Raw genomic sequence first — 14,456 nt, 5'->3', positions numbered from 1 at the left:
TTTTCATGGTGCTAATTACTTGAAAAATATAAGTTATAACAGTTAGCTATAGCTAATATTTTACGCTAAGGCCGATAAAAGTTATCAACCTAGCCTAGCCTAACCATTTTACATTTAGCCAATTTATAGTGTTTATTGACATCATTCACAAAACAAATATCAGTTCATAAAACAAACAACACCTACTCTAAGCGATGGCCTGATCTATCTCAATGGCCGTTTCATTAATCTGCTGTCTCATCCATTTATGGGCCGGATCATGTTGGTAGAGTGGACTCCAAGCCATGGTTAATTTAATCGGTTTAATTTCAAATGGCGGTGGGACAATCTTGACACCTTCACGGTGCTGCTGCTGTTTAGCCATTTTGGAGGGGACAGTTGCTATCAAATCTTGCCGCTGTGCCAGTAAGCAAGCCTGTTGATAATGTCGAGTGAATACCGTGATGTGCCGCTTAGCACCGATTTTATCTAATGCATCATCAACCCAACCAAGTCGCTGCACATCACTTGGATCCATCCCAACCCCGACCCCCATACCAGTTTTACTCACCCAAACATGATGTGCTGATAAATAACCTTCTAAATTAAACTTATTTAATACTGGATTATGATCACTGATAACACAGCTAAAATCATCGCTCCACAAAACTTTTTGGTGAAAAGACAAAGGGATACTGTCAAATCTATTGATCACCATATCGACCCGACCTTGTTCTACATCGGGGAAGCTAACATCGCTTGGCGTCATGATGTCGAGTATAATATTCGGTGCCCGCTCTCGAAGTTTAGTGATGAGCGGTGGGATCAACGTGGCTTCGGCATAGTCACTTGCCATCATGCGGAACACTCGATTACTGTTCACAGCATCGAATTCTGTGCGCGGTTGTACCGCCTTTTCAATACCTACAAGCAATTGGCGGACCTGGGGTTCCAACTCTTGTGCACGCTCTGTCGGTGTCATTCCATTACTTGTGCGAATCAACAAAGGGTCATCAAACAAATTTCTTAGCCTTTTCAACCCGTTACTCATTGCGGGCTGACTAATGCCTAATTTGTCTGCTGCTCTTGTAACATTTTTTTCACGAAGTAAAACATCAAGATATACCAATAGATTCAAGTCGATACGAGACATATTCATAGGATAAATACCGAAGATAGAAAGTATAAATTAGATTAATTACGTTCATTATTACTACTATTTATCAGGTAATCAAATGTCGCGTACCATTATTTCGTAGAAGGGATTAACTATGACTACTTATACTAAATACATTGATGAAGCAGCTACCTTACTAGAGACTCAAGGTTCAGCTTGGAATGCCATCAGCTCAGAGTCTGTTGCCCGCATGCGACTGCAAAACCAGTTTCAAACTGGCTTAGATATCGCAAAATATACCGCGAAGATCATGCGTGAAGATATGGCTGAGTATGATGCAGACTCATCAAAATATACGCAGTCATTAGGTTGTTGGCATGGATTTATCGGTCAGCAAAAAATGATCTCTATTAAAAAGCACCTTCTCACAACGAAACGTCGTTACTTATACTTGTCGGGTTGGATGATCGCAGCGCTTCGCTCAGAATTTGGCCCACTTCCAGATCAGTCAATGCATGAGAAAACTGCTGTCGCCTCATTGATTGCAGAGCTATATACGTTCCTGCGTCAAGCCGACGCTCGAGAGTTAGGCGGACTATTTAGAGCGTTAGATAGCGCAACTACTGCAGAAGAAAAATCCGCAGTACAAAGTAAAATTGATAACTTTGAAACACACGTCGTACCGATTATTGCTGACATTGATGCAGGCTTCGGTAACGAAGAAGCAACCTACCTCATGGCAAAACAAATGATTGAAGCCGGAGCGTGTTGTATTCAAATTGAAAACCAAGTGTCAGACGTAAAACAATGTGGTCACCAAGACGGTAAAGTCACCGTGCCGCATGCAGAGTTCCTTTCAAAAATTAATGCCGTTCGCTATGCATTCTTAGAACTTGGTGTTGATGATGGCGTTATCGTTGCACGTACCGATTCACTCGGTGCAGGCCTCACACAGAAAATTGCGATGACGCAAACTGCTGGGGATTTAGGCGATCAGTACAACTCTTTCCTTGATGTGGAAGAGGTTGCACCAGAACAACTGCAAAATGGCGACGTCACACTCGTTCAAAATGGAAAGCTTGTGAAGCCAGCCCGTCTACCGAATGGTCTATTCCAATTCCGTAAGGGCACAGGCGAACAACGCTGTATCCTAGATTGCATTACCTCATTACAAAATGGTGCGGACCTCATTTGGATTGAAACAGAGAAGCCCCATATTGGTCAAATTGGCGCAATGGTCAACGCAATCCGTGAAACCGTGCCTAACGCGAAGTTGGTCTACAACAACTCACCATCATTTAACTGGACACTCAACTTCCGTCAACAGGTATTTGATGCAATGGATGAGGCGGGTCAAGATGTTTCAGGTTACAACCGCGACAACTTAATGAGCGTTGATTATGATGAAACAGAGCTTGCTGCTTTAGCAGATGAAAAGATCCGCACCTTCCAAGCCGATGCGGCACGTGAAGCAGGTATTTTCCATCATCTGATTACGCTACCTACGTACCATACCGCTGCATTGTCTACCGACAACCTCGCGAAAGAGTACTTTGGTGACCAAGGAATGCTGGGCTACGTTGCAAATGTACAACGTAAAGAAATTCGCCAAGGCATTGCCTGCGTGAAGCACCAAAACATGGCAGGTTCTGATATCGGTGATGATCACAAAGAGTACTTCTCTGGTGACCAAGCATTAAAAGCATCGGGTAAAGACAACACGATGAACCAATTCGGATAATCAGTGAGTAATCCGTAAACTCGGTTTCAAAGCGTTTCTTTTAAGTCGGAAAAAGCCAGCTTTCATGCTGGCTTTTTTTCATTTCATCATATCAATTACACATTGATCTTGCTTCGTGAGCGTTAAATTAGGTTTTATATTGCGCATCTCGAGTTTGAATAAGAAACTCTGCGATAGCGTCCATACCTGTCAGCGGGACTCCCCCCTCTAACTCGGCTCTACGATTGTAATTCGTATTCGTATTGACATCGTAAGTGTAGAGCTGCCCATGAATATCTTTAATCAGTTCAATACCCGCAATTTCAATCTGATTTTTTTGTAAAAACGTTTCATATCTAGTGATGATTTCATGACGATCAAATTCATGACTGATGTTAAATTTATGACTTGGCGCCGTCGCAGGGCAAACTTGCTCACTAATTTGACAACTATCAGCTGGACACAACTCAAAGCCTTGCTCCGTGTTGACATTGACACTGTAAACAAATTTCCCCCCAACAAATTCACAACGGGTGATGTGATTTTCTGCTGCGTGAACATAGGCTTGCACTAACCAAGTACCATCAAGTGGTGCTTCATAATCCTCACAAACTAAATAGTCTTTCAACTCATTAATACTTTTAAATAATTGTACTCCTAAGCCTTTTCCCCCTCGATTGGGTTTCAAAATAAATGGCTCACCGGCAAAGCATTCTGCGGCTTCTATAACTTGTGTTTTGCCCACAGCAACAATGGTTCTAGGGGTATTTATACCGCAAGATTCAAGTGCAGCATATTGAGATACTTTGCAAACCTCAAAATATAGAGCACGGCTATTGTTGATCACTCGGCGCCCGTGAGACTCAAGCCAAGTCAACACACTACGCGTAAGCTCAGGCGCATATCGATGACCTCTCGTATGCGATGACGCACTCATCCTATTATAAAAAATGCCTTCAGGCGGTATTGCCGCTAAATCCACCACCCCTTGATCAAGAAACATCTCTTTTGCTGATTCTTGACGTTGTTTAAAAGCTTCATGCAATGGCACAATCCATTCGCTATTTTCATGCAAAATATAAATCGGTGGCATTGTATGCTCCTTTTTTACTGAGCTTTGAATTTACGGATAATTGCTGGGTGTATCGAAACACACATGGCATCATTGCTTCAGTGTTTTCTTTACTTTCTTCAGCGCCATTTGTTGCTTTAACTTAGATAGGTGGTCAATGAATACTCGCCCCTGAAGATGATCAATTTCATGTTGTAACACGATAGCCAAAAACTCATCGGTTTGGATTTCAATCTTTTGTCCATCTCGGTTCAACGCGGTAACGGTTACAGATTCACTACGCTCAACTTTAGCTCGATAACCTGGGATAGATAAACACCCTTCCTCGCCCACATAATCCCCATGACTAGCAATGATTTCAGGATTAATCAGAACTTGTGGATTATCTCTATTCTCAGAAATATCAATCACAATAATTGCATGCTCACTTCCAACCTGTGTGGCGGCTAATCCGATGCCATCTTCAGTGTGGTACATGGTTTCAATTAAATCATCAATAAAGGATTGCACCTTACTGACATCGATGACGGGTTGGGCCACACGTTTTAAGCGAGGATCAGGTAAAGTTAATATTTCTAGCACTGCCATTACAAACTAGCTCTTTTAGAGTCATGAAAGCGCGCTATTATGCCGCAATGCCCTGCAAACGCAAAGTGCCTTACCCTCTGTCACTCTTTTATAAGCAATGCTAGGATAACAATAATTGTTCAAGAAATTACAGACACCATGAAAGAGCCAACCGAAGTCCCATCGGCCTTAAACAAAATATGGTTTATTGTTGCTATGATCCCAGAAGGAGCTGTCATTAACTACGGCAAAGTCGCTGATTTGGCAGGTTTACCTGGTCGCGCTCGATATGTATCAAGAGCACTCAAATTAGCGCCGCAGCACATGCAGCTGCCCTGGCACAGGGTCATTAATAGCCAAGGAAAGATTTCGTTTAAATATGGAAGCGAAGGATATCAGTTGCAACAAAGCCGTCTTAGAGAAGAAGGGATTAAAGTGAACAAAGGTAAAATTAGTTTGTCTGAGTATGAGTGGCGCCCTGATATTGCGACACTGGTTATGTCGATCCCTTTTTAATAAAATCCCTTAAGGAGAAGCCATTGAAGTTTTATTCATTACTTTTTCTAGCTTTGGTACCAACATTCGGTTGGGCAAACACAAATGAATTACAAAACCCAATTGAAACTGGTATAGATTTAACTCAAAAAAAACTCAAACCTATAATTGCAGCAACAACACCGTTTACTGCTGAATATAATGTTGATTACGGCAGTATCGGTTTAGGTAAGGCCAAGTATGATTTTCCCGCGCCAGAAGGAAATACCTATACATTTAAATTTAAAAGTAGCCTCAGTTTTTTATTACTCTCAGATAAACGTAAAGTCGTCAGTGAATTCACAATAGAAGACAATAAACTCACACCGTTTCGATTTTTACATCACCGTAAAGGGACTGGGCCAGACTACCGCGAACAAGCAGCCTTCATACGCTCTGAAAATATCGTTCATACCCGATACAAAGACGAAAAAGCAAAAATTGAATACGATAATGATTTACTTGATCCTCTCATGACCCAACTGCAAATCAGGATTGATCTACAAAATAACCGTAAAGAGTTAACCTATAAAATGGTCGAAGAAAACCAAGTAGAAAACTATAAGTTTAAAATTCTTGGCCAAGAGGTTATGAAATTAGAAAGTGGCAGCTACGATACCATCAAGCTTGAGGTCGTGCGCAAAAGTAAAAAACGCCATACCTATTTCTGGATGGCGCCTGATTTAGGTTATTTACCCATTCGATTAAGCCATTTCGAGAAAGGTGATAAACAACTCGACATGACACTGCGAAGCTACAAGTTCTTAGCCCTCGAGCAACAAACAGCCCTGGCGAAATAGCTTCCATTCCCCAGGTTTTAATATGTGCCACTCTTCATTATCAGTTAATGGGCGAGTGGCGATCACAGTGACAACATCATTAGGCGTTGTTTCTTTGTCAAAATCAATCACCACATCAGTATCGATCAATTTTGCCTTCCCAAACGGCGCCTTTCGAGTGATGTAGCATAAATTATTGCTGCAAAAATTCATCAAGTGATCACCATCACTCAGGATCATATTAAATATCCCAAGCTCACGGATCTCTTCAGCCAACTTTGCAATAAATCGATAGACAGCCATTAAATCACCCGGCTCTGTCTCACCAAACTTCATCACCACTTGTTCTAAAATCCAGCAAAATGCCAATTCACTATCGGTATCACCAACGGGTTGATATCGCGATACAACGAACTTCTGTTGGTAATCACTTAGCTGGCCATTGTGAGCATACGTCCAATATCGCCCCCAGAGTTCTCGAGTGAACGGGTGGGTATTTTCAAGAGAGACACAGCCACGATTTGCTTGTCGTATATGGCTCACCACCACTTCGCTTTTAATCGGGTACGACTGTATCAATTTCGCGACATGAGATTGGCTGCTTTGAATCGCATCCTTAAAAGTACGGCTTCCTTTGCCTTCATAAAACGTTATACCCCAGCCATCAACATGGGGGCCAGTTACCCCACCACGCTGCACTAAGCCAGTAAAACTGAAAACAATATCTGTTGGCACATTTGCACTCATCGCCAGCAACTCACACATACTTATTTACTCGTAACTAATTGAATATCTCTATTGTATCTAAACCTGTAATAGAGGGGAACGAAGCCGGGTCACAAATAATTTAAACAATTGTTTGAAAAATACTTGTATTGCTTGGCGCTAGGGTTTAAGTTTTATGAGAGACAGGTCTGACCACAAGCGCATTCTGTGATCATGATCGACCCATTTGTAAAGGATGTAAACAGTAAACAGAAAGGGAGAAATATAGTGACTAGCCTACTTTGGATCGTCGCAATGATATTAGTTTTAGGGACAATGTCCTACTTACAAATTTCATTGCTGACCACAACAATCGTAGCGGCAATCGTCATGGCCTTTGGTGCAGCACTCGATGTCGTGGGCGTTGCTTCATGGATTGTATTCTTGGCCATTGCACTACCGCTTAATATCAATAGCTTTAGGCAGAGCGTTATTACTCGCCCACTGTTAAAGATGTACAAAGGCATCATGCCTGAAATGTCGAGCACAGAAAAAGAAGCGATTGAAGCCGGTACCACTTGGTGGGAAGCCGACCTCTTTGCGGGAAATCCAAACTGGAAAAAGCTTCACAACTATCCAGTTTCACGCCTTAGTGCTGAAGAACAAGCATTTTTAGACGGACCAGTAGAAGAAGTATGCCGTATGCTTAGCCAGCACCAAGTGTCTCACGAACTCGCCGATCTACCAGCTGATGTTTGGCAATACCTAAAAGACAATGGCTTCTTCGCCATGATCATTAAGAAAAAGTATGGTGGTCTTGAATACTCGGCTTATGCACAATCTCGTGTGCTACAAAAACTAGCTGGCGTAAGTAGTGAACTCGCTTCAACGGTCGGTGTACCGAATTCCTTAGGCCCAGGCGAACTCCTTCAACACTATGGTACGCCAGAGCAGCAAGACCATTACTTACCAAGGCTTGCAAAGGGTCTAGAAGTCCCCTGTTTTGCGTTAACTAGCCCTGAAGCAGGAAGTGATGCCGGCGCTATTCCAGACTTTGGAATTGTTTGTAAGGGCGAATGGCAAGGTGAAGAAGTTCTTGGCATGAAGCTGACTTGGAACAAGCGTTACATCACGCTTGCTCCTGTTGCGACCGTGCTAGGTTTAGCATTCAAACTGCAAGATCCGGATCAGCTCCTAGGCTCAGAAAAAGACTTAGGCATTACCTGCGCTCTCATTCCAACCGATATTGAAGGTGTCGACACGGGTCGTCGCCATTTCCCATTAAATTGCATGTTCCAAAATGGCCCAACACGAGGCAATGAAGTGTTTGTTCCACTTAGCTTCATTATTGGTGGTCCAGAAATGGCAGGGCAAGGTTGGCGTATGCTTGTTGAATGTTTATCTGTAGGTCGCGGCATTACCCTACCCTCAAATTCAGCTGGCGGCGTTAAAACTTCTGCGCTGGCCACGGGTGCTTATGCCCGTATCCGTCGTCAATTTAAACTCCCCATCGGTAAGCTTGAAGGTATTGAAGAGCCAATGGCTCGTATTGGCGGCAATGCTTACCTAATGGATGCAGTGACTTCGTTAACGACCACAGGAATTGATTTAGGTGAAAAGCCTTCGGTAATTTCTGCCATCGTTAAGTATCACTTAACCGACAGAATGCAACGATGCGTTATCGACGCGATGGATATTCATGGTGGTAAAGGTGTCTGCCTTGGCCCTAATAACTATCTCGGCCGTGGCTATCAAGCCGCTCCCATTGCCATTACGGTTGAAGGTGCAAATATTCTCACTCGCTCCATGATCATTTATGGACAAGGTGCGATTCGTTGTCACCCCTATGTACTCGCTGAAATGGAAGCTGCTTTTGACCCAGATACTACCCAAGGTCTTGATAACTTTGACTCTGCACTGTTTGGGCATATTGGATTTACGACAAGCAACTTTGTAAAAAGTGTGTGGCTTGGCTTAACTTCTAGCCGCTTCTCGAACTCGCCTTATACAGATCAAACTGAACGCTACTATCAACATATGAATCGATTCAGTGCTAACTTGGCGTTGCTGTCGGATTTAGCAATGGCAACCCTGGGCGGCAACCTTAAACGAAAAGAACGAATTTCCGCTCGTTTGGGTGACCTCCTCAGCCAGCTATATCTTGCGTCTGCGACCTTAAAACGCTACCAAGACGATGGACGATTAGTTGAAGATCTACCCTTAGTTCAGTGGGCTGTTGAAGATGCACTATTTAAATTGCAAACGTCACTTGATGAACTGCTTGATAACTTCCCGATGGGCCTGGGTTTTGCGCTACGCCTAGCGATATTCCCGTACGGTCGCCCAATCAAGCGCCCTAGTGACACCCTTGATCATAAGGTTGCCAAAATCATGCAAACACCAAGTGCGAGTCGTGACCGTTTAGGTGAAGGACAGTTCTGGGAAGCCCATGAAAACAATCCTGTTGGTGTTCAAGAGCAAACATTTAAAGACATTCTGGCTTGTGAGCCGCTTTACGACAAAGTGTGCGAAGCTGCCAATAAACGCCTACCATTTATGTGGCTTGATAAAATTGCCGCTCAAGGTAAAGAGTTAGGTGTCTTGAATGACGACGAGGTGGCTTTATTAGAACGTGCAGAAATTGGCAGAATGAAGTCAATTAACGTGGATGATTTTGATTCCGATGAGTTGAAAGCGCAATCCATCACCCCTCCGCCTCAACATCAAGCAGCTTAGTGAAGCAATAACCTTAAACAACAAAGAGACCTTCGGGTCTCTTTTTATTGGAGTAACAACCAGTAAATACACAATATAGTGACTGGCATACAAAAAAGCCCTTGCTTTATAGCAAGGGCTTGATTGTTTGGCGGAGCGGACGGGACTCGAACCCGCGACCCCCGGCGTGACAGGCCGGTATTCTAACCAACTGAACTACCGCTCCTAACTCTTATCATACGGCTCAGCCATATAATTAAATTAGGTAACTTGATTGGCGGAGCGGACGGGACTCGAACCCGCGACCCCCGGCGTGACAGGCCGGTATTCTAACCAACTGAACTACCGCTCCCCTCAAGTTGCGAGGAATAATACGTACGGAGCAGACCGTCGTCAACAACTTTTTCAACAGTTGAGATCCGTTTAGTCAAAAAACAAACAAACCAAATCAATCGACTTTAGAATCACCGCGAAACAAGGATCAAAAATCACCCCAATTCCACATAAAAAACGAAAGTTTTAGTGAAGATCTAATTGTCGTCAGGAATCGTCAAATCAATGTCATCTAGCGTACTTTCTAAACTAGGTTTAGATTTAGGCTCTTCGACATCCAAATTCTCTTCTGCTTGCTTTAAATTTCTCGCTAGACTCTGACGCTTACGCCAAATCACTAAACCTAAGGCACCAACAATCAATAGCACACTATTGACAACAGCAATCCAGAATACGGCTTTGTCACGGGCTTCTTTTTCTGCAATTTCAGCCTGCCGAGCTGCGATTGCAGCCAACTCTTCGGCTGTAGGTGGCGGTGGCGGTGGCTGTACGAGATTAAAAAAGACCTCTGGCAAGCTCAACGTGATCTCTCGTCCCTCTTTGGTGGTGCTCGCCGCTGTACCTTTAAGGCGGTAACTGCCAAATTCTGTGACAACGGGAAGCTCTATCTGCGACGATTGCTGTAACACGCCATCTTGAATAACAGGTAATTGCAAACCTGCTGGTCCCAGCAACTCAAAGGCAAAGTGAGTCTCTTCAAGGTTAAGCAATTCTTGATCAACTTGTACAGCTAAATGCCATCGTTCTGTTAAAGGATCTTCGGGCTTCACGATATTAACCGTAATGGGGATCGGAGAAAGACGAAACGACTGTTTATACTCACGGGTGAAAATATTGTTCCGCGCTCTCACTTGGAATGTATAGTTCCCCCAAGGCTGGCTTAAATTTAATTTGCCAGTAAAATCACCGTCATCGGGGCGCTCATCGAGTTCTTCGCCATTATCTTTGTAGGAACCAACAATAAAAGTACCCGATGCAAAATTTTCATCTCCTGGCAAATGTTCACTCGCAAACCGAGCGGTCCATTCAACCAAATAATCTAAGCCAGGCATTCGCACTTTTTGCTCATCACCGATGAGTTTCGCCATGACTTTAATACGCTCACCTTGAAACAGTGGCTGGGGTAAAGGGTCAACTTGAATGGCCAACTTAGATAAGAATTTAATTTGTGAACCTTCAGATACGCGGCCTAGCAACTGCCATGGACCCGGAACCGGATTAGCAATTGTAATAATGTCCCCCGTTACACCGTCAAGCCATTGCACTTGCTCTTTGGGGTGACGACTCGCATACCACTTACTGCCATCTGGCAACACAATCACAACCGGCGCAGAACCATAATCCCGCTGTATCATCAAGGTAACGCTTTCAACCATATGGTCGATGCGAAATCTATTTTTAAGCTCCATCGCTTGCGATAAAGGCACCACCTCCGCTTTGACCGGACAGGCTAAGCTGAATAGAAGCAGACAACTGACAAGAGTACAAAGGTAGCGATTCATAAATAGAAAATTATCCTCTCCAGAGGCATTGTCCAGACTTATCAATTAAATCAAGACGCTGTTCATGCTTATTTAGTTCATCGGCAGAAGCGGAGATCACTTTAAGCCTTCCTCTGTTTGCATCTAAGCGGACAATTCCTCCGCCTTCTTGCCCTTCTTCCTCATTCGATAATTTAAGTTTAGTTTGGCCACCGGTCATGACCAAATAAACATCAGCTAGGATTTCGGCATCAAGTAATGCGCCGTGCAAATCACGCTTGGAGTTGTCGATACCGTAACGCTTACAGAGCGCATCAAGGTTGTTCTTTTGTCCAGGGTGAAGAAATTTTGCAATATCAAGGGAATCTAGAATTTGGCATATATCTGCGGTTTTAGGACCACTGGGCTGCAGCATAGAAAACTCATGATCCATGAAACTCACATCAAACGGCGCGTTATGTGCAACAATCTCTGCACCATCAATAAATTCGATAAATGATTGCGCGATTTCATGAAAACGCGGCTTATTCGCAACAGCTTCATTGGTAATACCATGGACAGCGATGGCTTCTTCATCAATCAATTGACCAGGATTTATATACTCATGATAGTGACGACCCGTTAATTTCCGGTTGATGACTTCAACACAACCAATTTCAATAATTCGATGGCCGATATAAACCGGACCGCTCGCCTGATTCATACCCGTTGTTTCGGTATCAAGAATTATTTGGCGGGATGCTTTTGAAACAATATTCATAAACTAAATCACTTTATGTCAGAAATCATGGACTAAGACGCAATAACGCTAAACGTTCATGACAATACTTTACCGTCTTATTTTGTAAATTGCGCAAGTAATTCGCTACTGAGGAGCTCACCCGTACTAAAATCACCCAGTTGTAACGTCGGTTACGGCTTCGTTCCCACATCACTTTGCCCATCGAACGGTGTTAGGTATATACTCGCCATGACAATTTTAACAAGTGTGCGGAAATTCATGAGCGACTTAAAAAAGATCCAAATATTCACAGACGGCTCTTGCCTAGGCAACCCTGGCCCCGGGGGCTATGGAATTGTAATGAAATATAATGAACATACCAAAGAGCTTGCCGATGGATTTGCGCTTACCACTAACAACCGCATGGAATTGTTAGCCCCGATCATAGCCCTTGAAGCACTAAAAGAGCCCTGCCAAATCGTACTGACAAGTGATAGCCAATACATGCGGCAAGGGATCACACAATGGATCCACGGCTGGAAAAAGAAAAACTGGAAAACAGCGAGCAAACAACCGGTTAAAAATGTCGATCTTTGGAAACGGCTTGATGCTGCATCACAGCATCATCAAATTGATTGGCAGTGGGTAAAAGGCCACGCTGGTCATGTCGAAAATGAACGTTGTGATGTGCTTGCTCGGAATGCGGCAGAAGCAAATCCGAGCCAAGAGGACAAGGGATATAACCCTTAGTCCTACATTTATAATTTATGAACCACAACCACCACAAACCGATTTTTCCACACAATATCTGGTAATCGAGCCTCAATGTGGACAATTGATACTGAACACACGGCTTTATGATTTGCTACGGGGGGTCGCTTTACCCGCTGTCGGTGCAGGCGACCATTTCGTTTGCCGAACCTTTCGCTTTTGACGAACAGGTGTTAATGGTGAGTCGAGCTTTCTAGCAACCAATACATAGAAGCTTCCAGCATTTGGCAACCAAGCTTCTAACGTGTGCTGCCATATGCTTTTAGGATTGGCTTCTTTCAATAACGAATGGAAGACCATTCGCTCATCAGCAACCACTTGATAACCTAATAAGCCTAGCCAATCTTTCACTCGAGCAGGTGTAAAAAAATGGCCACACCAAGGTACGCGAGCCTGATATTTCGGCCACATTTTCCCAAAAAATATAGAACTCAGTGGATTAATACCAACAATAAAAAGATAGCCACCAGAAATAATGACTCGGTCTAATTCTCTTAAGATACGATATGGGTCGTCTTCAAACTCTAACAGCAGTGTCATCAATGCCGCATCGATACAAGAATTCTGCAAAGGTAAATTTTCAAAACGTCCAATCACACTGGCAAAGTCTTGTTCAAATAACATCACCTGATGCGGTATAGAACATTGCATGCTGTTGAGCCCTGCACTGAGTTCACCGAGTTTCAAAAGATGGTAACCAAATACTTTAGGCCACCAAGTTTCAAGGTAATCCTGCACATTCGCTTGTACTAGCTCACCGCTTGGTAGATCGCCCCAGTGGATTGGTTTGCAGGCACGTGGCGAATGATTAACATGGTCAGACAAACAAAGCCCCCTCGACAAGTAAACCAATGATTGGATGAATAAACATCATATACGCCAAAGTATTCGTGGGACAAGCCTTTCATTTAATTCTTTCTTCTCAATAGTTTGTCAAAATTCCAACCCAAGATGTAAGACAGGTAAAAGATATACAAATACCGCACACTCCCGTTAAAATAGTCAATAATATTGAATTGGTAACCGATGGCATTATGATTAAAATCCACACTATCCCAGCTTTTGATGATAATTATATTTGGGGCATTCAAGCTCACGATCAATCCGGTGTCGTCGTTGTAGACCCTGGCGATGCGCAAGCCGTCATTCGTTACCTCAACACCAACAAGCTCATTCTAAAAAGTATACTCATCACTCATCATCACCATGATCACACTGGGGGCATACAAGCATTACAAACACACTTTGGTCAGCAACTCACAGTCTTCGGCCCCAAACGAGAAACGATTTCTGGCATAACCCACGAAATTGAAACCCAAGAGTCTATCTCGCTACTCCCTCTCGAACTCAGTGCTCAGGTGATTCAAGTTCCAGGTCATACCGCTGGCCATATTGCCTATTTAATTGAAGACAATCTTTTTTGTGGTGACACATTATTTAGTGGCGGTTGCGGACGATTGTTTGAAGGTACAGCTAAACAAATGCTATCCAGCCTTAAAAAGCTCGCTGAACTTCCACCACAAACCCGTATTTTCTGTGCCCATGAATATACACAAGCAAACTTAGCATTTGCTCGTGATGTCGATCCTCAAAATCAAATGCTTGCCGATTATGTCCGCAAGGTCAGCAATTTGAGAGAACAACGACAGCCAAGCATCCCAAGCACGCTCGAAACCGAATTAGCAATTAATCCATTCTTACGTTGCTACACATCAAATATTCGCAACCGTATACAGCAGCAAACCGGTATTCAGCCCCAGAGTGAGTTAGAGACCTTTACGCTACTGAGGAAGTGGAAGGACAACTACTAGTCACTTGCATAGTTAAATATATTTATTAGATACATTGAGCAGCACAATCTGCGTATTTGCGTGGTCTAATGATTAGGAATCGTAAAGGTTACGCGAATTGCCCCCATGACAAGGCGCGCAATCTAAGCAAAGTCATCCAACGAATTGCTGA

13 protein-coding genes and 2 tRNA genes are annotated in these 14,456 nt (G+C 43.4%); 6 read left to right on the top strand and 9 right to left on the bottom strand.

What is annotated here, in order from left to right; translation table 11 throughout:
- Nucleotides 1-187: 187 nt before the first annotated feature.
- Nucleotides 188-1,138 carry a LysR family transcriptional regulator gene (locus tag IEY18_RS12895; protein WP_188921468.1) on the bottom strand — a complete coding sequence of 317 codons (951 nt, stop codon included), beginning with the start codon at nucleotides 1,136-1,138 and terminating at the stop codon, nucleotides 188-190.
- A 112-nt stretch (nucleotides 1,139-1,250) separates the two neighbouring features.
- On the opposite strand from IEY18_RS12895, the gene IEY18_RS12890 reads away from it, so the two are divergent.
- The gene (locus IEY18_RS12890; RefSeq protein WP_188921466.1) at nucleotides 1,251-2,837 is read left to right on the top strand and encodes an isocitrate lyase; all 1,587 of its coding nucleotides are present in this window, start codon (nucleotides 1,251-1,253) and stop codon (nucleotides 2,835-2,837) included.
- A 127-nt stretch (nucleotides 2,838-2,964) separates the two neighbouring features.
- Here the strand turns inward: IEY18_RS12890 and IEY18_RS12885 are convergent, their stop codons facing one another.
- Together IEY18_RS12885 and def are read right to left on the bottom strand one after the other, a co-directional pair.
- Entirely contained in the window at nucleotides 2,965-3,909 is a 945-nt protein-coding gene (locus tag IEY18_RS12885) for an ATP-grasp domain-containing protein (protein WP_188921464.1), read from the bottom strand.
- A gap of 69 nt (nucleotides 3,910-3,978) precedes the next feature.
- Entirely contained in the window at nucleotides 3,979-4,476 is a 498-nt protein-coding gene (gene def / locus IEY18_RS12880) for a peptide deformylase (RefSeq protein ID WP_188921462.1), read from the bottom strand.
- 138 nt (nucleotides 4,477-4,614) lie between these two features.
- Here def and IEY18_RS12875 point away from each other — a divergent pair, with 138 nt between their 5' ends.
- The gene (locus IEY18_RS12875) at nucleotides 4,615-4,971 is read left to right on the top strand and encodes an MGMT family protein (RefSeq protein WP_229779864.1); all 357 of its coding nucleotides are present in this window, start codon (nucleotides 4,615-4,617) and stop codon (nucleotides 4,969-4,971) included.
- 23 nt (nucleotides 4,972-4,994) lie between these two features.
- Nucleotides 4,995-5,789: a DUF3108 domain-containing protein gene (locus IEY18_RS12870; RefSeq protein ID WP_229779862.1), complete on the top strand. Its 795-nt coding sequence runs from the start codon at nucleotides 4,995-4,997 to the stop codon at nucleotides 5,787-5,789.
- Here the strand turns inward: IEY18_RS12870 and IEY18_RS12865 are convergent.
- Entirely contained in the window at nucleotides 5,754-6,533 is a 780-nt protein-coding gene (locus IEY18_RS12865) for a class II glutamine amidotransferase (protein ID WP_188921458.1), read from the bottom strand. The two genes, IEY18_RS12870 and IEY18_RS12865, sit on opposite strands and share 36 nt — an antisense overlap.
- A gap of 228 nt (nucleotides 6,534-6,761) precedes the next feature.
- On the opposite strand from IEY18_RS12865, the gene fadE reads away from it, so the two are divergent.
- Nucleotides 6,762-9,209 (top strand): acyl-CoA dehydrogenase FadE, encoded by a 2,448-nt coding sequence (gene fadE, locus IEY18_RS12860; RefSeq protein WP_188921456.1) that lies wholly within the window; start codon nucleotides 6,762-6,764, stop codon nucleotides 9,207-9,209.
- A gap of 128 nt (nucleotides 9,210-9,337) precedes the next feature.
- Here fadE and IEY18_RS12855 read toward each other — a convergent pair.
- The 4 genes from IEY18_RS12855 to dnaQ all read right to left on the bottom strand — a co-directional run bounded on the left by IEY18_RS12855 (nucleotide 9,338) and on the right by dnaQ (nucleotide 11,762).
- Nucleotides 9,338-9,414, bottom strand: a tRNA-Asp gene (locus IEY18_RS12855).
- A gap of 49 nt (nucleotides 9,415-9,463) precedes the next feature.
- Nucleotides 9,464-9,540 (bottom strand) — tRNA-Asp (locus IEY18_RS12850).
- Nucleotides 9,541-9,718: 178 nt separating this feature from the next.
- On the bottom strand, nucleotides 9,719-11,023 hold the full coding sequence (locus IEY18_RS12845) for a TIGR03503 family protein (RefSeq protein WP_188921454.1): 1,305 nt from the start codon (nucleotides 11,021-11,023) through the stop codon (nucleotides 9,719-9,721).
- 10 nt (nucleotides 11,024-11,033) lie between these two features.
- The gene (gene dnaQ, locus IEY18_RS12840) at nucleotides 11,034-11,762 is read right to left on the bottom strand and encodes a DNA polymerase III subunit epsilon (RefSeq protein WP_188921452.1); all 729 of its coding nucleotides are present in this window, start codon (nucleotides 11,760-11,762) and stop codon (nucleotides 11,034-11,036) included.
- A gap of 240 nt (nucleotides 11,763-12,002) precedes the next feature.
- Between dnaQ and rnhA the strand changes: the two genes are divergently transcribed.
- Nucleotides 12,003-12,473, top strand: a complete 471-nt coding sequence (rnhA, locus tag IEY18_RS12835) for a ribonuclease HI (protein ID WP_188921450.1) — start codon at nucleotides 12,003-12,005, stop codon at nucleotides 12,471-12,473.
- 105 nt (nucleotides 12,474-12,578) lie between these two features.
- Here rnhA and IEY18_RS12830 read toward each other — a convergent pair whose 3' ends face one another.
- Nucleotides 12,579-13,319 carry a methyltransferase domain-containing protein gene (locus IEY18_RS12830; RefSeq protein ID WP_188921448.1) on the bottom strand — a complete coding sequence of 247 codons (741 nt, stop codon included), beginning with the start codon at nucleotides 13,317-13,319 and terminating at the stop codon, nucleotides 12,579-12,581.
- A gap of 209 nt (nucleotides 13,320-13,528) precedes the next feature.
- On the opposite strand from IEY18_RS12830, the gene gloB reads away from it, so the two are divergent.
- Nucleotides 13,529-14,305, top strand: a complete 777-nt coding sequence (gene gloB, locus IEY18_RS12825) for a hydroxyacylglutathione hydrolase (RefSeq protein ID WP_188921446.1) — start codon at nucleotides 13,529-13,531, stop codon at nucleotides 14,303-14,305.
- Nucleotides 14,306-14,456: the final 151 nt, after the last annotated feature.

The organism is Shewanella gelidii (assembly GCF_014647855.1).
Classification (GTDB): domain Bacteria; phylum Pseudomonadota; class Gammaproteobacteria; order Enterobacterales; family Shewanellaceae; genus Shewanella; species Shewanella gelidii.
Note: the sequence above shows the minus strand (reverse complement) of the source record. Positions and strands in the feature narration are given on the sequence as shown.